Below are 18,331 nucleotides of genomic sequence, written 5' to 3' on the forward strand. Positions count from 1 at the left end.
GGTGCCGCAGGTACCGCAGGCGCCGCAGGTACCGCAGGCGCCGCAGGCGCTGCGGGTGCCGCAGGTACCGCAGGCGCCGCAGGTACCGCAGGCGCTGCGGGTGCCGCAGGTACCGCAGGCGCCGCAGGTACCGCAGGCGCCGCAGGCGCTGCGGGTGCCGCAGGTACCGCAGGCGCCGCAGGTACCGCAGGCGCTGCGGGTGCCGCAGGTACCGCAGGCGCCGCAGGTACCGCAGGCGCCGCAGGCGCTGCGTGTGCCACAGATACCGCAGGCGCCGCAGGTACCGCAGGCGCTGCGGGTGCCGCAGGTACCGCAGGCGCCGCAGGTACCGCAGGCGCCGCAGGCGCTGCGGGTGCCGCAGGTACCGCAGGCGCCGCAGGTACCGCAGGCGCGGCAGGTGCTGCGGGTGCCGCAGGTGCTGCGGGCGCGGCAGGTGCTGCGGGCGCGGCAGGTGCTGCGGGCGTCGCCGGTACCGCGGCAACTGGGGACGCCGCAGGCGCCACCGGTTCCGCAGGCTCCGCCACGTCCTCCGATACTGCCGGTTCTCCCAGCGGCACTGGAACAACCGGGCCGACGGGCACTACCGGACCCGCGGACACCACCGGAAGCGCAAGCACCTCCGGAGGCACTGGGGCCGCCGGCAACACGGGCCCCAGTGGAAGCGCGGGCCCCACCGGAAGCACAGGCACCGGAAACTCCGGCACCACCGGAGACGCCCGCAACGCCGGAGACTCCAACACCGCCGGAGACTCCAACACCGCCGGAGCCCCCCGCACCGCCGGAGGCTCCCGCACCCCCGACACGGACGAAACCGCCCCCACCACCCCGATGGCCTCCGCCCCGCCCCCGAACGCCCTCACCGACACGATGTCCGACCGGGCCCGCTCCCTCCTCGTCCCCGTCGCGGACCCGGAGGCCCACGGCCCGACCCCGCCCCCCGCCGTCGCCCCGGTCCTGCCCGGCCGCCCCGACGCGGACCGCCCCCAGGTCCGCGCCCCCAGCCACCAGCAGGACATCGCCAACGGCCCGCCGTGCCCGTGGTGTTCCACCCCCAACCGCCCCGACCGCCACTACTGCGCGCGCTGTGCGATGCCCCTGGTCCGCACCGGCGAGGACAGCACCGCGCCCGGCCCCTGGTGGCGTCGCCTCTTCGGCGGCCGGCGCAGCGAGACCCCCTGGGCCGGCGACCGCCCGCGCCTGCGCCGCGTCTTCGACCGCATCGGCACCTGGATCACCGTCCTGGTCGTCATCACCCTGGTGGTCCTCGGCTTCGTCTACATCCCCGACGGCGTCCAGGCCACCCGCGACCACTTCGCCAAGCGCGCCCCGGTCTCGCCGGACCGGATCACGGCCTCGCGCTCCTTCACCGGCCACAAGCCGGAACTCCTCATCGACAAGCTCAGCAACACCTGGTGGGGCCCGGGCATCTCGCAGTCCGGCCAGGGCGAGTGGATCGAGGTCAGCTTCACCGAGCCGACCCGGCTGCTGGACCTGATCATCACCCCGGGCACCTCCAGGAAGCCCGACCAGCTCAACCAGTCGGCCCTGCCGCACCGGGTGAAGGCGACGATCACGACGAAGGACGGCAGGACCACGACCCGCGACCTCACCCTGGACCAGGGCGCCGGCGGCCAGCGACGCCCCTTCCGCGTCGGCGAGGTCACCAAGGTCCGCTTCACCATCGAGTCGGCCCACGCGGCCTCCGCGAAAAAGCAGGTGGCCATCGCGGAGATCGAGTTCTTCGGCCCGTCGAGCGCCAACCGCACCTGACCCACGCCCCGGAACACCTGGAGAACGGCCTCCGCCCGGCACCGGCGGAGGCCGTTTCCACCGAATGGACGCCACGCCGCGCGCCCCCGGACGGCCCGCCGGAGGCTGAGGCCATGCCCTCAGCACGAGCGATATCCACCGCTGTCCTGCTGTCCACCGCCACCCTGCTCTCCTGCTCCCTGACGGCCTGCGCGCCGACGGCACAGGACGGCGGCCGGGGCGGCGACGGCGGCGGCACGGCAACCGACGCACAGGACGCGGACCGCTTCCGCGAGCAGTCCCTGGAATGGAAGGACTGCCCCGCCCCCTCCCCCATCCAGGGCGGCGGCGAGGCCCCCACGCCCCTCCCCGACGGCACCCGATGGCAGTGCACCACCATGCGGGCGCCACTGGACTGGAAGAAACCCTCCGGGGAGTCGATCGGCATAGAACTGATCCGGGCCCGCGCCGGCGGCGACGCGGACGACCGGATCGGCTCACTGCTCTTCAACTTCGGCGGCCCCGGAGCCTCCGGAGTCACCACCCTGCCCGCTCTCGCCCCCGACTACGAGAAGCTCCGCTCCCGGTACGACCTGGTGAGCTTCGACCCGCGCGGCGTCGGCGACAGCCGGGGCGTGCGCTGCCTGGACCCCGAAGCGGCCGAACAGGCCGAGGACGAGGTGGACGAGACCCCCGACGACGGCGGCGACGAGACCGACGCGCTGGTCGAGCTCACCCGGCAGCTGGCCGCCGCGTGCGAGAAGAACTCCGGCGACGTCCTCCCGTACGTCGGCACCACCGAGGCCGCCCACGACCTGGACCTGATGCGGCACCTCCTCGGCGACGAGAAGCTGCACTACTTCGGGATCTCGTACGGCACCCAACTCGGCGGCGTGTACGCCCACCTGTTCCCCGAGAACGTCGGCCGTGCCGTCCTGGACGGCGTCGTCGACCCCACCCGCGACAGGATGGAGGAGGCCCTCGGACAGGCCGGGGGGTTCCAGCTCGCCTTCGAGCACTTCGCCGAATGGTGCGTCGAGCAGCGCTGCACGCTCGGCGAGGACACGGAGGCGATCGTGGAGGCCGCCGTGGACCTGGAGGCGGGCCTGGACGAGGCTCCGCTGCCCACCTCGGACGGCAGCGAGCTGGACGGCGACGAGGTCCTCTCCGCGATCACCGGCTCGCTCTACAGCCAGACCCTCTGGCCCGCGCTCCTGGTCGGCCTGGAGGCGGTGACCGACGGCGCCGGCGACGTCCTGGCGGACCTGGCGGAGGCACTCGGACAGCACGGCGCCGGCGGCGACAGCGACGACGACACCACGGACGAGAGCACGGACGACCCCACGGACGAAAGCAACGAGAACGACGCCTTCAGGGCCATCACCTGCGACGACTCCAGCGACCGCTACACCGTGGCGGACGTGGAGGCTCGGCTGCCCGAGTTCGTCGAGGCGTCGCCCCTGTTCGGTCCGGGCCTGGCGTGGAGCGCGCTCTCCTGCGCCGGCTGGCCGGTGCCGGGAGAGGCCGAGCACCCCGAGGTGAGCGCGCCGGGCGCCGCGCCGATCATGCTGGTCGGCAACACCGGCGACCCCGCCACCCCCTACCAGGGCGCCGCCCGCATGGCCGAGGCGCTCGGCAAGGGCGTGGGCTTCGAGCTCACCTACGAGGGCGAGGGCCACGGCGCCTTCGACAGCGGGAACGCCTGCGTGCGCGACGCCGTCCACGCGTACCTGCTCGACGGGAAACTCCCGAAGAGCGGCGCGGTGTGCGAGCCGGAACCGCTGCCGGAAGGCAAGTAGCACCCGCGGAACCGCGTGAAGCCCTGCCGTCCGGTGGACGGCAGGGCTTCGTCTCGCTCCCGAGCCCCCTGTCGGATTCGAACCGACGACCTTCGCTTTACAAGAGCGGCGCTCTGACCAGCTGAGCTAAGGAGGCACTCGCACGGCGGCGCGCGCGGAGGCTGCTCCACTGTACACAGAGCCGGTGAACGATGGGATTCGAAAATTTCGGCGAAGTTCACAGGCCCGCAGGTACTGACAGACCAGGTGAACGCCAGGTACCGTCCTGCCCAGCTTCACCTGTGTGGACTACACCACACCACCTTCCTACAACGGATCGTCCGGCACGTTCCTGCCGGTAGAAGGGGGCCCATTCACCATGGCCACTGTTACGTTCGACAAGGCGACCCGCGTCTACCCGGGTTCCACGAAGCCCGCCGTCGACGGTCTCGACATCGACATCGAGGACGGCGAGTTCCTCGTCCTCGTCGGCCCCTCCGGCTGTGGCAAGTCCACCTCGCTCCGCATGCTCGCGGGGCTCGAGGACGTGAACGGCGGCGCCATCCGCATCGGCGACCGCGACGTCACGCACCTGCCGCCGAAGGACCGGGACATCGCCATGGTGTTCCAGAACTACGCGCTGTACCCGCACATGACGGTCGCCGACAACATGGGCTTCGCGCTCAAGATCGCCGGCGTCAACAAGGCGGAGATCCGGCAGAAGGTCGAGGAGGCCGCGAAGATCCTCGACCTCACCGAGTACCTCGACCGCAAGCCGAAGGCGCTCTCCGGTGGTCAGCGCCAGCGTGTGGCGATGGGCCGCGCGATCGTGCGTGAGCCCCAGGTCTTCCTCATGGACGAGCCGCTGTCCAACCTGGACGCCAAGCTCCGTGTCTCCACCCGTACGCAGATCGCCTCGCTCCAGCGCCGCCTCGGCATCACCACCGTCTACGTCACCCACGACCAGGTCGAGGCCATGACGATGGGCGACCGCGTGGCGGTCCTGAAGGACGGTCTGCTCCAGCAGGTCGACAGCCCTCGCAACATGTACGACAAGCCCGCCAACCTCTTCGTCGCCGGCTTCATCGGCTCCCCGGCCATGAACCTGGTCGAGGTCCCGATCACCGACGGCGGCGTGAAGTTCGGCAACAGCGTGGTGCCGATCAGCCGGGAGGCCCTGGCGGCCGCCTCCGACAGGGGCGACCGCACGGTCACCGTCGGCGTCCGCCCGGAGCACTTCGACGTGGTGGAGCTGAACGGCGGCGTCTCCAAGAGCCTGTCGAAGGACGCCGAGGACGCCCCGGCGGGCATGGCGGTCTCCGTGAACGTCGTGGAGGAGACCGGCGCCGACGGCTACATCTACGGCTCGGTCGAGGTCGGCGGCGAGAACAAGGACCTCGTGGTCCGCGTCAGCAGCCGCGCGGTGCCGGAGAAGGGCTCGACCGTCCACGTCGTGCCGCGCCCGGGCGAGGCCCACGTCTTCTCGTCCTCCACGGGCGAGCGCCTCACCGACTGAGAAACCACGCGGCCGGGTGAATTCACCCGCGTTGACGCAAAGAGCCCCGCGGCCTGCTGCGGGGCTCTTTGCGTTGTCGACAAATACCCCGGCACAACGGACGTTTCGAGCAGTTCGCGTCAACGCTGTACCCATTTCCCGCCCCCTCTTCATCCCCCATCCGGGTGACTAAATGTCGCCAAATCATTACCGGGCGCTACCCTCACTCGCGTGAAGCACTCCGTGAAGCACTCCACCACCCGACAGACGCGACGCGGCCGGGGCCCCGCCCGCCGGATCGGCCGCTCTCTCGCCTTCGTCCTGCCCGTCGTCCTGGTGCTCTCCGGGACCCTCGCCGTCACCCGGGTCAACTGGTCGGGGGATCCGGCCGACTCGGTGCTCGCCGCGTCGGAGGCCACCTCCTCCAAGGCGTCCTCCAAGGCCGCCGCCCGCGCGCCGCACGAGGTGCTGCGCGACCGGCTGCTGACCGAGTTGCAGGAGGAGGACCCGGGCGTCGCCCTCACCCACCTCCAGCAGGCCGTGAACGAGCGCCCGTCGCTGGCCGGCCACTGCGCGTCCATCGCCCGCGCCCTCGGCCGCGCCGCGGTCAAGGTGTACGGCCCGACGCGCGCCCAGTCGTACGCGCGCCCCGTCTGCGACACCGCCTTCGCCTCGGGCGTGCTGGCCGCGCACGGCTGAGCCGGCCGAGCAGCCTTCGGGGGCCGGTGGGCCGCCGCGTACAGTTCGGGCATGACCGATCCGAGCGCCGCGTCCCGCCGCCCCGTTCAAGCCGTCGTCCTGGCCGGCGGACAGGGTTCCCGGCTGCGCCCCTACACCGACGACCGGCCCAAGCCGATGGTCGAGATCCCGGGCACGGGCACTCCGATCATCGGCCACCAGCTCGCCTGGCTCGCCGAGGAGGGCGTCACCGACGTCGTGGTCTCCTGCGGTCATCTGGCCGAGGTGCTGCAGAAGTGGCTGGAGACCGCCGACCTGCCGCTCTCCGTCACCACCGTCGTCGAGACGGAGCCGCTGGGCCGCGGCGGCGGCCTCAAGTACGCCGCCGCGCACCTGCCCCACCCGGACCGTCCCTGGTACGCCACCAACGGCGACATCTGGACCCGTTTCTCGCTGCGCGACCTGGCCGACTTCCACGCCGAGCGGGACGCCGTCGCGACCCTCGCCCTGGCCCGTCCGCGGCTGCCGTGGGGCGCCGTGCAGACGGACGGCTTCGGTCACATCACCGACTTCATCGAGGCACCGCCGTCGACCTTCGAGATCAACGCCGGTGTGTACGTCTTCTCGCCCGGCTTCGCCGCGATGCTGCCGGAGCGCGGCGACCACGAGCGGACGACGTTCCCGAGGCTGGCCCGTGAGCGCCGGCTGGCCGGCTTCCCGATCCCCCAGGGCTCCTACTGGCGCGCGATCGACACCGCGAAGGACCTGACGGAGGCGGCACGGGAACTGGCGGCCCTGGGCGGCCGCTGAGGCCCCTCCGACGTCTTGCGGCCAGGGGTGGGCCTTGCCGCCCCCGAGGCCGCAGGCCTGCCATGTCCAGCCACGTCCGGTCAAGGACACCGCCGCATGAGTCCGCTCTGTGGGGCGATGAGCCACCTGAAATGGTCGACAAGTGGTCCGACAACGCCGGGGTCGCGGAGGATCACTCCTAGTTCCACGTTCTCCGTCAACCCTCGATCCGTCAGGTTCGCGCTGCCCACCAGAGCGGTGTGCCGGTCGGCTGCGATGGCCTTTGCGTGCAGCACCCCCGCCGAACCGGTTCGGTGCCAGATCCGCACGTCGGGTGTCAGGTCGGAGAAGACCGTCGCGGCGTGGGTGGTCTCTTCCAGCAGAAGGTCGACCTGCACACCGCGGCTGACCGCCGCGGCTATTTCCTCGACCACGTCACTCGCGCCGTGAGCGGCGTATGTGGCGATCAGGAGTGAGGCTGCGGCACAGCGAATGACTTCCAGCGCCACGCCGCTGGTCAACCGCGCGGGCGTGGCCGCGCTGACGGGCCCGCTGATGACCGGCTGAGCGGGAAGCGGGCGCGGTGCGGCGCGCACCGCGCCGAGCGCGAGCGCGAGACCGGCACCGGGCAGGCCCGGCGCCTCCGCGCGCCACACCTGGCGGAGGGCCTTCATCCGCTCCGCCGAACCCGCTGCCGGCTGGGACGCGGTGAAGCGTACGAGGAGCGGGTCCTCCGGGCCGCTCGCGCGTGCCAGCGTCTGCTCCCACTCGTCCAGGCGGTTCTCGGGAAGTCGATCACACAGCGCCGCGAGGAGCCCCGGAAGGCGATGCTCCGGGGCTGTGCCACGAGCAACCGGGATCCGGGCACGGCTTTGCCCGTCGCCGGGCAGTATGCCCCCGTTCCTGTCGTCGGCGGAGCCGGGACGGCCGGTCACGTCCGGAACGCGCAGGCGTCGCCGGCCAGCGTCTCCACGAGCAGGGCCCGGTCCAGGAAGTGGTTGCCGCGTTCGCAGGACGTCTCCGCGGCGAACAGGCAGGCGTGGCAGGCGGCACCGTGCAGCCGGGAGTGCACGCGCGGGTCGTGCTCGGCGCACATCGGATCGGAGCTGCAGAGCCTGGCTTCCTCCAGGGCTTGGTCGATCGCCGGCCCCAGGCGCTCGCTGCGGCCCAGGGAAACCAGGCCGCCCAGCGTTCCCTCGCTGTCCGGTGCCGCCGTGTACAGCAGGATTCCGGACATCGGGTCCGGGCCGGAGCGGGCGTACACGCGCTCCGCTATACCGGACGCGCCATAACCGCATTCCAGGGCGAACTGGCGGATGAGGACGTGGGCCAGGGTGTGCAGCAGGACGTACCGGATGCCGGGCCAGCGCGGCTCCACTCGGCGCGCGAGGCACCAGTTCAGGTGAGCCGCCTTCAGCACCTCCTCGCGGGCGAGTACGGCCTCCTTGCGCTCCCACTCCGCGATGCGCTGTTCGTCGAGGGCCAGGAAGACGCCCTCGCCGCGTAGCTCGGCACAGGGGATCCACGTCGGGTCGGTCCGGCTGAGCGGGGCTCCCGCGCGGGTCCGGGTCGACTCGTCGGGCAGCCATTCGGGAGCCTCGATCCGGGTGAAACCGGTCAGGGCCGAAACCTCGCGCAGCCGGTGCACCAGGACGACGCTGTCCAGCCAGTCGACCGTCCCGTCCGGGAGCAGGCGCTCCCGGACGGTGGTGAAGTCCGGCAGGCCGTGGTCGCGAGGGTGGGTGAACGCGCGCCACTCGGGTGTGGTGAGGTCGTCCTCCTCGTCCTCGTCGGCCTGCCCCCCGGCGACTGTCCGAGCTTCCTTGGTGATGGCGGACCACACCGCGTCCGCTCCGTACTGCTCCAGTTCGGGCCAGCAGGCCTGGGTGGGCAGCAGCATCTTCGCCGCGTCGGCGGGGACCGCGGCCAGGGGCGACAGCAGGTTCCAGTGCTCCCGGACCGCCTGGGCGAGGGGTTCCTCGGCACGGGGGATGCTGAAGACCCGCAGCTGGGAGGCGAACCAGCTGTTGGTGGCGCCGAGCGCCATGGTGCGGGCGTGTTCGGCGCATCCCTCCGGCGCGAACGTGCCCAGATGCGGATGGTGGCCCCGGCAGGCGGGCAGGTTGCGCTCGCCCGCCTGACCGAGGGCGTCCGCCATCGAGCGGACCTTTCCGCAGGTGCAGCGGACGAAGACGTTGGCCGCCTCGCCGGTGGTGCCGGACTCGGTGAGGGTCAGGGTGCCGTCGGCGCAGGGTTCGGCTCCGCTGTGGACGAAGTAGACCCACGGGAAGTCGTCCATGTGGCCGTCCGGGCAGGCGACCAGGAAGCGGGCCGGCAGAGCGGTGGGCTGGCCCTTCCCGCCTCCTCCGCAGTTGGCGTGGACGTACTTGGTCTTCTCGGGCCGGTAGAGGTTCGGCTTGAGCTGGAACAGGCCGCTGGAGGCCGGGGCGAGCTGGTTGCAGCGTTCCCGTGAGCACCGCAGCCAGCGCGGGAACAGCCCGACCGGGACTCCGACCCGGGTCCAGTCTCCGTACGGGTCGGAAGGGTCTTCCGGCAGATGGGGCGGGGTGCGCAGGGCGGCGACCTGGCCGCCCAGGCGGCGGCGTACGGCGGCCAGCAGCCGGTCCTCGGTCAGCACCCGGGCCCGGACCGGGTCCCAGTTGTCCAGGCCGAGGACCATGGTGGACAGGTTGGGAAGGTCCGTGACGGCCCCGATGCCGTAGGTGTGCAGCAGTTGGCTGGGACGCAGCTCGCCGACGCGGAGCGCTTGGGAAGCCGTGCTGGTCATGCGTTCTCCCAGGGGTCCTGGTCGCCGCCGGGGGCGTGGTCGTCGGGGTCGCCCTGCGGGCGGGGCGCGTACGCCGGCTCGTCACCGTCGGAGCCCGGCTCGCCGGAGAAGATCAGCCGGATCGGGGGCTCCACCTCACGCAGGGAGGTCGGGCAGGTCATGAGCCGCCAAGGGCCACTGTCGGGTTCCAGCAGCAGTGGCGCCACATCACCCTGGCGCCGGGCGGCCCGGTAGCCGAGGACGGCTCCGGGTGCTCGCCGCTTCTGCTCCCAGTAGTCGAGGCGGGTGTCGAGCCGGGTCCGGATCTCCTCCATCACGTGGCGGTCGTCCGTGACGTCCCGGGCCCGCAGTTCCAGGGAGCGGACGGCGTGGCTGACCACTTCGCCGCGCCGGTCCACGTACTGGGCGCCGCGGTTGGCGTTGTAGTCGGGCTTGAGGTTGCGGACCAGGGCGGCCAGGACTCCGGTCAGGCCGCGGTCGACGGCCCGGTCGGCGAACGGCGTCACGGACAGTGCTTCGACGTGCTGGTACAGGGCCGCGTGGAAGGATTCGAAGGTCTCGTAGTGCGAGAGGTCGCGTGGCCGGGCCCAGTTGAGCAGGGTGAAGACGAGCCCCGGTGCGCGGCGGCCGACGCGGCTGGTGGCCTGGATGTATTCGGCGGTCGACTTGGGCTGGTTGTTGACCACCATCACGCCGAGGCGCGAGACGTCCACCCCGACGGCGATCATGTTGGTGGCGAGGAGTACGTCGATGGGGCGGGGCGATCCCTTGGGGCGCCGGCCGAAGCCGATGTCGAGCTTCTCCAGGATGTCCGGAATGGCGTCGGAGGCCATCCGGCTGGTCAGCTCGGCCGGTTCACCGATGCGCCGTACAGCGAGACCTCGTCGGTCGGCCCGCAGCAGCCTGGCCGACACGTCGTCCTCGACCAGCCGTCGCATGCCGCCGAGGTCGCGCAGGCTGTTGAAGTAGCCGACCAGGGTCATGTACGGGTCGGTGAGCTCGCTCGCCCCGTAGGTCTCGTACAGGTGCTGTGCCGCGGCCAGTTGGGCGACGAACACGCGGATGGCGACCGACTTGGTGCGCACGCCCTGTGCGCAGATGCCGACGTAACGGCGGCCCGGTGTCTCGTCGGTGCGCCGGCGCCGGGCGAAGAAGGTGTCGTCGGCGCTCAGCCCGGACGGCGGGAAGACGGCGGTCCGGCGGGCGAAGAGGTCGTTGATCTGCCGGTCGGCGCGGCGCACGGTGGCCGTGGAGGCGATCACCTTGGGGCGCACGCTGTGACCGGGTTCCGGTTCCCAGGTGGAGAGCCGGTCCACGGCCGTCTCGTACAGCCCGGTGAGGGACCCCAGCGGTCCGGAGATGAGGTGCAGCTCGTCCTGGACGATCAGGTCCGGCGGGCGGACGCGGCCGGCGTCGACGGTGACCGCGGCGGGGTGGCCGCCTGCCGGGGGGTGGCTGGAGGACTCCCAGTCCGTGTCCACCGCGGACGGTGTCACGTAGCCGTGCCGGGTGCAGCGCCGGGACACCTGCCCGAACAACGCCTGGGTGTCGCCCTTCCAGGGCAGCTGCGCGAACTTGTCGACCGTGGCGATGACCAGGCTGGGCGGGAAACGGTAGATCTCCTCGTCGACGACGAGAACCGGCAGACCCAGTTCCTCGGCGGGAAGCCCGAACGCACTCGCGCCGAAGGGGCACTCGAAGGCGTCGGGGCAGGTGACGAAGGTGCGGCGCAGGGTGGTGTCGACGCCGATGTCGCGTCCGGCCTCCATCTTGGAGCCGCACCAGGGACAGCTGGTGAGCTGGTGCGGGGAGCCCATCCGGCCGAAACCCCCGAACCCCTTCTCCCTCTTGCGCTCCTTGGCCCAGTCGTCGGCCTGGTCGGTGGTGTTGGGCGTGACCCGGCCACCCACCCACAGGCCGATCCGGAACGGGTTGTGCCCCCAGTGGTCGGGTGCCTCCCTGCGGATCACCTCGCACGCGCAGATCAGTGCGGTGGCGCGCTGGAACTGCTGGATGGTGAGCAGTCGCAGCGTGTACCGCATGATCACCGCGACGCCGTGCTCGGCGTCCAGCCCGCCCAGGTGCGGCTTGCGCCGCCGGATGGCCAGGGTGAAGGCCGTCAGACCCAGGTAGGCCTCGGTCTTGCCGCCACCGGTGGGAAACCAGAGCAGGTCGGCCAGCGCACCCCGGTCGTCGGCCCGCTCCGGATGGGCGGGGTCGGCGAGGGCGGGCAGGTTGAGCAGCAGGAACGCCAGCTGGAAGGGGCGCCAGCTGCGGTTCTTCGGCAGGTCGGCCCGCTCCACCGCCTCCTGGAGCGATTGCGCCGGGTCGCGCCGCCGGTCCCCCGCGGCGATGGTGTGCACCCGCTGGTGCCACATGGCGCGGTTGGCGAAGCGGAAGGCGTCGAGGGCCTCGGGATCGTCCCGCAGCAGGTCGATGCCGTCCTGGATACGGTCGGCGGCGCTTTCGGCCCGCCGCATGTTCTCCCGGGCCTCGCCCTCGTAGTCGGCGAGCCCGGAGTCCGGGTCGTCCACGGACGCGAGCTGCCGGTCGATCCACGACCGGTACCCCTGGACGAGCGGCAGCAGCGCGGCCCGCAGCGGCGCGGGCTCCAGCTCGCTCAGCTCCCGCATGTCCAGGACGAGGTCGGTCAGCTCAGGCAGGTCCCGGTCGCGCTCGTCGGCGTGCGGGTTGGGCACGTCGGTGTGCGGGACCTCGTATGTCGGCGTCGCCGTGGTCGAGACGCGGACCGCGCGCCGGGCGTCGTCCGGCGCCTGCGCGGCGTGGACACCGGTCCCGTGCCCGACGGCGAACTCGGGATGGAAGCGGTACGTCATGGCCAGCGAGCGCCGCTCGTCGGCGTCCCCGCCCGCCGGTTCCACCGTACGGCGGGGCAGGAAGGGTGCGGTGCCGGGCGGGCCCGCGACCGTCATCGACGCCTGGAACATCCAGTGGGCGCAACCGGGTCGGTCCTCCTGCCCGTTGACGAGGAAGAGCGAGACCAGCCACGACCCTTCGTGCCGCCGGGCCCGGCCGCGTACGACGATGTGCGGGAAGTCCTTGGCGTGCACGGGCTGTGCCGACAGCTTCCCTTCCACCAGCTTCACCGTGACCCGGCCCGCACAGGGCACCCGGTGGTAGACCCGCCGCGGATTGCCCTCGATCTCGGACTCGCCCCGCTCGTACCGCGCCCAGGCGCAGTCGACGGCCACCTCCTGGACACCGTCCTCCAGACGTACCGTCATGCCCAGGGTGGACGGGTGAAGGCTAGGAACGTTGGGCGCGGACGGCTCCGGATCTCCGGCCTCGATCTCCTGGTCGGGCATCATGCCGGGCTCGTCGAGGATGTCGGGCGCGACCTCCTTGCCCACCGGCTTGACGATCCCGTCGTCCTCGTCCCGCACCCCGCCCGGGGCCAGCCGCCCGACGATGTAGTGATCCAGCGGATTGCCGGTCAGCTCCTCCGGCTCCTCCCCCTCCGGACCCAGCAGATCGCGAACGACGAGCGCGGCCAGCTTGTCGCGCAGCTGCTGCGGCGTGGGCGCGGCGAGCACCGCGTCGGCGGAGTCCGGCCCGGAGCCGGAGGCGGCGAAGAATTCCTGGGTCACGGGCACAGATTAGGTCGGAGCGCTGACATCCGGCAGGGACTTGAACGGGGAACGGACCGCCGGCGGTGATCGGATTCCCGCCGGGCCGACCGCCTCCGGCCGAAACTTGATCATCAGCGTTGGCAAGGAATGTGACGCTCGTTACTCTGTGCTGGCCGATGGGTACGGGACGCGTACGGCTTGGGGGCTGCGGGGCGGGAACGCACGTGGGGGGGACGGATGGCAGAGGGCGGAGCCGGCGGGGTTCCCCACCAGGCACCGAAGATGACGTACGGCGTTCCGCTCGGTTCCGTTCCGTCGCCGCAGCACGAGCCCGTACCGTCGCAGCAGCACGGGCCTGACTCGGAGTGGGCCAAACTGTCCCCGGGGTTCGGCGACAACGGCCACCGGGGCCACTTCGGTGAGCAGTTCATCCGGATGCTGGCCGTGGCGGCCAACCTCGACGCGGCCCAGCGCGACCGCGACCGGGTCGGCGTGGACTGGCAGCTGGGGCACCCGGGCCGACCGGGCAGACGTCGGTATCCGGTCATCGAAGCGCAGGTGAAGTGCACTTCTTCGCCCGAGCTGTACGACGACCACATCGCCTTCGACATGAAGGCCCAGCACTACAACGAGCTGGCCGGCCGGGATTACGACATCCCCCGTTTCCTGTTCCTCGTCCTGGCCCCGTCGGACCCGCTCACCTGGTCCGAGGTGACGCCCGAGCGGCTGCTGTTGCGCAAGGCCGCCTACTGGACGTGCCTGCACGACCAGGAACTCGTCGGGGCGGGCACGAGCGCACGCAGGGTCCGTGTCCCGCGCGGCAATCTGCTGACCGCCGCCACACTGCACGACCTGTTCTCGCCGGACTTCCGGGCCATGGTGGGGGTGTCGTGAACGTGATCACGGACGCTGAGTTCGAGGAGGCCCGGACGCTGGCCCCGCAGACCCTCAGGCGCTACCTGAGCGGCAAGGGCTGGCGCGCGGAACGCGAACTGTCCGGCGCCGAGTTGTGGGAGCGGTACGTCGAGGCCGAGCCCGAGCAGCCCTTCGAGGTACTGGTGCCGGCCGAACGGCGCCGGGACTACCCGGGCCGCGTCGCCGACATCCTGGAGACCCTGGCACTGGTGGAGGAGCGTCGACCGGCGGAGATCATCCGGGAGATGCGACTGCCGCCTTCGGACTGGCAGTTCCTGCGCCTCGTGCCGCCGGGCCCCTCGGGGACCGCCCCTCTGCTGGACCTGGTATCCGCGCTCAGCGGCTTGAGGGAACTCCACACGGCCGCCGCGTCGTCGGCGCTCACCCCGCAGCGGGTGCAGCCGGGACAGAAGCCGCAGGCGGTGAAGGACCATGTGGCGGCGGTACGGCTGGACCAGACCCGCGTCGGCAGTTACGTCGTCGCGGCGCACACACCGCTGCCGCCCCCGCCGAAGCCGGTGTGGCCCTCCCTCTTCGACGACGACGCGTTCTCGGACGGCCCGGGCTCCCGGCGGCCGGAGCCCTTCCCCCGCAGGGTCTCCCGCACTCTCTTCGCCGGTGTGACCTGCGCCCACGCCGCGGCCGAGGAGACCCTGCGGCGCGACTCCCTGGCCGACTTCGCGTCCTACGCCGACGCGGGTCTGTCCGCCAACCTCTGCGAGGCCCTGGTGAGGATCGCGGGCGAGGAGCGGCGCCAGTTCTCGATGGCCTTCGCCTGGTCCTCCGACGTCCGGATGGAGCAGGCCTCACCTCCGGTGACGCTCGCCCCCGGCCACCTGGAGGCACTGGAGGCGGGCGCCAAGGACCTGAGGGAGAAGTGGGGACGCGAGCCGGAGGCGGTCCTGCACGGCATGGTCACCCGGCTCAGCGGACAGGGCAACCGCGAGGCGACGGTCTACGGCACGCTGCTTCACGAGGACGACGCACGGGTGCGCAGTGTCCGGGTCGATCTGCGGCCGGAGGATGTGTCCAGGGCGGCTCATGCCTGGCGTCTCGGCCTGGAGGTGGTGGTGAAGGGCGACCTGACTTCGTACGGGACGGGCTTGCGTATGCGGCAGGTGCTGCACTTCGTCACCAACGTGGAGTGAGGGGCCCCGGAGAGAGCTGACGCTCCCACCACGGCGCGGGCCCCCGTCGCTTCGTCACGCGCGTTGGTTCTCGCGACCGAAACGTACGGGGGCCGTCGGTGTGGGGGAGGCCGATGCCAGGGCCCGGCGGTGCCGTCGGAGCACTGCGGACTCACCCAGCAGGAGGGCACGCGGCCGGTAGGCGGGACCGCACAGGGAGCGCTCCAGGGCGGGGAGGTAGTTCCAGCGCACGGCCGGATGCGCGGAGTGTGCGAAGTGGTGGAGGTCGCCGTACGGCAGCCAGGTGCCGCGTGCCAGCAGGGCGAGCAGCGCGTTGTGGGGGTACAGCCTCAGGCAGCGGCCGGCCTCGACGGCGACCGGGGGCCCGGTGACCGGTTCCGGGTCGAACCAGCGGTGCTCGACGAGGAGGGACATCCAGGCGAGCTGCGGATACAGCAGCAGCCGGGGCAGGACGAGGACGAACACCGCCGCCTCCCAGCCGAAGCAGCCACCGGCGGCGACGGTCATCGCCACCGGACAGGCCGCCCGCAATCGTCCGGCACCCGGCTCCCGCCACAGCGCGCACAGCCCCCGCACGGTGTCGGACAGACCGGCCGGGGTGAGCGGATGGACCAGGGCGAGCACGCACCGCGTCGTCGTGGCCCCCGCACGCAACCCGGCGCGACGCAGTTCGGCGAGGCTGGGGTCGGCTCCGGCGACCGTTGCGTTCGGATGGTGCTCGCGCACATGCCGACGGCGGCGTACGGCGACGGGGACGAACCCGAGCGGAATGTGCACGGCGACTTCGGCGAGCAGCGCGTTCAGCCGACTGCCGCGCGCCAGCACACCGTGTACGGCGAAGTGGCTGACCTCCTGGAGATGGCGGAATTTCACCGCCCCGGCGACTGCCGCGACCACGCAGCCCCAGACGCCCCCGTGTACGGCCACGGCGGACCATCCGGCAAGCTCCAGCCAGTGGCCGAGCAGCACGAGTACCGGCGTGACGTCGTTCAGCCGCTCACGCTGGAGCGTCATCACCGAGCGGAGCGAATCGGGCCGGTGCCGTCCTCGCGCCGGACTGAACCACCACCGGTCCGCCTGCCGCAGCGCGATCCCCACCGCGATGACCGCCAGGCCCGTCGACAGTGCCCCCAAAGCCGTCCCCTCCCGTAATCCCGGCCAAGCCGCAGGCGGCCGGGACCGGGGACGGGCGTCAGACCTCGGTGGGGTGGATACCGGCCTCGTGCAGCACCTTCATGTTTTCCCGGCTGAGTTCCGCGAACGCGCTGATTTCCGCCATGTGCGCGGAGCCCGCGTACTCCACCGGACCGTCCCCGAGCAGCACGGCCGGGTCGAGTTCCGCGTCGTACACGAGGGTCGCGTTGCCCTCCAGTACGGGCTGCCACACGTCACCGACGGGTTGGAGGAAGCTGCGGGCGACACCTCCGGGGTTGCGGACGGTCACCGGGCGCTCCAGGTCCACGCGGCCGAGGCGGGACAGCGTGGCGCGGGAGGCCGCGATGCCCGAACCGCACGACGGCGTCAGCCCGGCCCCCCGTTCGTAGGTGTGGACGAACACCTCGTCGTCCGACAACGGACGTACGAAGGAGAGGTTGGCGCCGATGGGAAAGACCTCCGGTGAACCGGCGACCCGCCGCCCGGTCTCGATCAGTTCCGCCTCGTCGTAGGCGTCGACCACCGTGATCAGGTGGGAGTTCGGCACGGCGACCGCCGTCACGTGGCGCGACGGATGGAAGGCGGGCAGCAGGCGGTCCACGTACTCCCCGTGCGGTCCGGCCTCGGCAACGATCGGCACGCCCGGCGCGAAGTCGACGGCCGGCAGCTCGACGGAGACCTCCCGCACCCCGTGGGAGGTGCGGCCCCGGTCGCGCACGGTGAACGCGTACGGCCCCTGCTCCACGACGACCGAATCCGCCTGGTGCCGGTCCAGCAGTATCCGGCCGGCGCACCGCATGCCGTTCCCGCACAGCAGGGCCTCGGACCCGTCCGGGTTGTAGAACCAGGCGCGCGCCGTGCCGTCCCCGTGATCGGCCACGAAGTACACGCCGTCGCCGCCCAGCCCCCGCTTTCGGTCGCACAGCAGCCCGACGGCCCGGGTGAGGTCGTCCGCGGTTGCGAAGTGGTCGAGGGGGGCGCCGTCGACGACGAAAATGTCGTTCCGGGAGCCGTGGGCCTTGGTGAGCGAGAGAGTGGGCATCAGGTACTTTCCGTCGCGCCGTGGCATCGCGCGGTCCCGCCAGGTCCGGACCGGCTGTCCATTCATGCTACGTCGCCGTCCGGATCCCGCGCCCGCGCCTCAGAGCCGGGCCGCCGTCTCGCGTACCGCTGCTTCGTCCCAGGTACCGCCGTCGAGCATGGGCCGCGCGGTGGCCTCGTACGACTGGAGGACGAAGGGCGCCGAGTCGGAGCCGTGGCCCCAGATCGACTCGAAACGGCCCGCCCATCGTTCGACGTGTTTGAAGTAGACGGAGCTGCGGCCCCGGCGGTAGTCGGTGTCCCCTTGCTCCTCCTCCAGCAGGACCGCCGCCTTCGACACGACGACGAAGTCCACGGCCTGGTCGGCGCGCAAGCGGTCCCGCACGGCGAGCGCGCACTGGACCCCCAGGGAACGGTGGTGGTCGACGAGCGCCAGCAGCGAGCGGGCGAACTCGTGCCGGGTGAGATCGTCCTGCCAGCAGATGAACAGCCGCTGCACCGTCCCGCCGCTCTCGATGAGGCGCCGGTTCACGGCCAGGTACTCCCGGCGCTGCGTCAGCAGGTCCGGGTTGGTGGTGAGGTCGGCGGCCAGTACCCGCTTGGGGTCACTGCCGGAGTCGATGAGCGCCTGGAAGAGCAGCACGGAAAGCCGGGGGACCTCGGAGGCGTACACCTGGAGGTGCCCGTCGGCGATCTCCCCGAAGCCCGCGATGAGTTCCCGTTCGAGCTGTTGGCGGACCAGGCCGAAGTACCGGGAGTCCGCCATGTGACGGTCGTTCGCCCGGCGCAACTGGATGTAGATCCGCCGCAGCCACATGTGGTTGGCCACCATGAGCAGGAGAAGAACGGTCTCCGCGCCGAGCAGGACGTCCCTCAGCAGACTCTTCTCCGCGACCCACGCGGCGACGGGAATGGCGATGCCGGCGATCCCCACGACCGCGTTCAACACCTGCGAGGACAGGGCGTCGGCCACGCGGGTCCCGAAGTCCTGCCGTGGCGCCGCTGTCGTCATGTGCCTCCCCCTCTTCACGGACCTGTCGGCACATGGTGCGCGGTCGTCCGGGCACGGGCAAGTACACGTCGTAATGAGGGGTGACTTACGGTCATGCTGAAGGCTGCCTGTCGCCCTGCGCGACCGGAGGCGGGGGATCGTCGGCAGTCCGGGCCAGGTCCGCAGTGGGGAACGAAAGGCGCGATGTTCCGTG

14 protein-coding genes and 1 tRNA gene are annotated in these 18,331 nt (G+C 71.8%); 7 read left to right on the top strand and 8 right to left on the bottom strand.

Annotated elements, in window-relative coordinates; translation table 11 throughout:
* The coding region (locus ACFCZF_RS36775) for a hypothetical protein (RefSeq protein ID WP_376675352.1) at positions 1–481 on the bottom strand (481 nt) is incomplete at its 3' end.
* A 347-nt stretch (positions 482–828) separates the two neighbouring features.
* On the opposite strand from ACFCZF_RS36775, the gene ACFCZF_RS36780 reads away from it, so the two are divergent.
* Together ACFCZF_RS36780 and ACFCZF_RS36785 are read left to right on the top strand one after the other, a co-directional pair.
* On the top strand, positions 829–1,770 hold the full coding sequence (locus ACFCZF_RS36780) for a carbohydrate-binding protein (protein WP_376675353.1): 942 nt from the start codon (positions 829–831) through the stop codon (positions 1,768–1,770).
* Between the two features lie 113 nt (positions 1,771–1,883).
* Entirely contained in the window at positions 1,884–3,548 is a 1,665-nt protein-coding gene (locus ACFCZF_RS36785; RefSeq protein WP_376675354.1) for an alpha/beta hydrolase, read from the top strand.
* A gap of 62 nt (positions 3,549–3,610) precedes the next feature.
* Here the strand turns inward: ACFCZF_RS36785 and ACFCZF_RS36790 are convergent.
* A tRNA-Thr gene (locus tag ACFCZF_RS36790) sits at positions 3,611–3,684 on the bottom strand.
* 222 nt (positions 3,685–3,906) lie between these two features.
* On the opposite strand from ACFCZF_RS36790, the gene msiK reads away from it, so the two are divergent.
* From msiK to ACFCZF_RS36805, 3 genes are all read left to right on the top strand, one after another.
* Entirely contained in the window at positions 3,907–5,043 is a 1,137-nt protein-coding gene (gene msiK / locus ACFCZF_RS36795; RefSeq protein WP_375913064.1) for a diacetylchitobiose ABC transporter ATP-binding protein MsiK, read from the top strand.
* 222 nt (positions 5,044–5,265) lie between these two features.
* On the top strand, positions 5,266–5,721 hold the full coding sequence (locus tag ACFCZF_RS36800) for a hypothetical protein (RefSeq protein WP_375913087.1): 456 nt from the start codon (positions 5,266–5,268) through the stop codon (positions 5,719–5,721).
* A gap of 51 nt (positions 5,722–5,772) precedes the next feature.
* Positions 5,773–6,510, top strand: coding sequence for an NDP-sugar synthase (locus tag ACFCZF_RS36805; RefSeq protein ID WP_376675355.1), 738 nt, complete (start codon positions 5,773–5,775; stop codon positions 6,508–6,510).
* 80 nt (positions 6,511–6,590) lie between these two features.
* Here ACFCZF_RS36805 and drmC read toward each other — a convergent pair whose 3' ends face one another.
* From drmC to drmA, 3 genes are read right to left on the bottom strand one after another with little or no spacing between them, the layout of a single operon-like run.
* The gene (gene drmC / locus ACFCZF_RS36810; RefSeq protein ID WP_376675356.1) at positions 6,591–7,424 is read right to left on the bottom strand and encodes a DISARM system phospholipase D-like protein DrmC; all 834 of its coding nucleotides are present in this window, start codon (positions 7,422–7,424) and stop codon (positions 6,591–6,593) included.
* Complete coding sequence (gene drmB / locus ACFCZF_RS36815) at positions 7,421–9,277, bottom strand: DrmB family protein (protein WP_376675357.1); 1,857 nt, start codon at positions 9,275–9,277, stop codon at positions 7,421–7,423. The genes drmC and drmB overlap by 4 nt, the downstream gene beginning before the upstream one ends.
* A complete protein-coding gene (gene drmA, locus ACFCZF_RS36820) occupies positions 9,274–12,885 on the bottom strand; it encodes a DISARM system helicase DrmA (protein ID WP_376675358.1) in 3,612 nt (1,203 codons plus the stop codon). Before drmA ends, drmB begins: the two co-directional genes overlap by 4 nt.
* A 219-nt stretch (positions 12,886–13,104) precedes the next feature.
* Between drmA and ACFCZF_RS36825 the strand changes: the two genes are divergently transcribed.
* Positions 13,105–13,761 (top strand): DUF4365 domain-containing protein, encoded by a 657-nt coding sequence (locus tag ACFCZF_RS36825; protein ID WP_376675359.1) that lies wholly within the window; start codon positions 13,105–13,107, stop codon positions 13,759–13,761.
* A 2-nt stretch (positions 13,762–13,763) separates the two neighbouring features.
* Positions 13,764–14,930 (top strand): hypothetical protein, encoded by a 1,167-nt coding sequence (locus ACFCZF_RS36830; RefSeq protein WP_376675360.1) that lies wholly within the window; start codon positions 13,764–13,766, stop codon positions 14,928–14,930.
* A gap of 54 nt (positions 14,931–14,984) precedes the next feature.
* Here ACFCZF_RS36830 and ACFCZF_RS36835 read toward each other — a convergent pair whose 3' ends face one another.
* From ACFCZF_RS36835 to ACFCZF_RS36845, 3 genes are all read right to left on the bottom strand, one after another.
* Entirely contained in the window at positions 14,985–16,064 is a 1,080-nt protein-coding gene (locus ACFCZF_RS36835; RefSeq protein WP_376675361.1) for a fatty acid desaturase, read from the bottom strand.
* Positions 16,065–16,122: 58 nt separating this feature from the next.
* A complete protein-coding gene (gene dapF, locus ACFCZF_RS36840; protein ID WP_376675362.1) occupies positions 16,123–17,127 on the bottom strand; it encodes a diaminopimelate epimerase in 1,005 nt (334 codons plus the stop codon).
* Between the two features lie 99 nt (positions 17,128–17,226).
* Complete coding sequence (locus ACFCZF_RS36845; RefSeq protein WP_376675363.1) at positions 17,227–18,138, bottom strand: hypothetical protein; 912 nt, start codon at positions 18,136–18,138, stop codon at positions 17,227–17,229.
* Positions 18,139–18,331: the final 193 nt, after the last annotated feature.

It is taken from the genome of Streptomyces sp. NPDC056296 (assembly GCF_042268605.1).
Taxonomy (GTDB): domain Bacteria; phylum Actinomycetota; class Actinomycetes; order Streptomycetales; family Streptomycetaceae; genus Streptomyces.